Below are 523 nucleotides of genomic sequence, written 5' to 3'. Positions count from 1 at the left end.
AGCATCATGTTCGCGCCGTAGACCGCGTTTCGGGGAGGCTTGCGCGGCATCATCGATGTCGCACCTCTTTCAGTTTTTCGTCCCGCGGCCGCTCCGGCACATCCGTCACAAAGAGGATTATCCATGAAACACCTGTATCGAACCGCGTCGCTCGGCGTCGCGCTGGCCTTGTTCACCGCCTTGACGCCGGCGCTCGCCGACAGCACCGCGACCGTCGGCGGCACGAGCTTTGTCAACAAAGGGCTGGTCGGCGTCGGCCGCATCCCGGCCGCTCAGCGCGACAAGTTCGGCGAGACGTTTGGTTCGGGCTCGGGCATGTCGATCGACACATCAGGCTGGACGCATGAGGCCGCCGGCTACAAAGGTTCGCTCTGGCTGCTGCCGGATCGCGGCTACAATGTCGTCGGTACCACCGACTACCGGCCGCGCCTCAACACCGTCGCCATCGAGTTTACCCCGGTGGCACCAGGTGCGGCACCTGCTGCCGGCCAGCAGCAGACCGGCGTCAAGGCAACGCTCGCCG

The 523-nt window shown here is 65.4% G+C and carries 1 pseudogene; it reads left to right on the top strand.

The features are described 5' to 3' along the window. Window positions 1–123 precede the first annotated feature (123 nt). Window positions 124–523: pseudogene (locus EN906_RS36635) on the top strand (hypothetical protein); the annotation flags it as partial.

Origin of the sequence: Mesorhizobium sp. M7A.F.Ca.CA.004.06.1.1, from assembly GCF_003999135.1 — a bacterium.
In the GTDB taxonomy this organism is placed as follows: domain Bacteria; phylum Pseudomonadota; class Alphaproteobacteria; order Rhizobiales; family Rhizobiaceae; genus Mesorhizobium.
The sequence above is the reverse complement of the archived record's forward strand: the minus strand, read 5'-3'. Positions and strand labels throughout refer to the sequence as shown.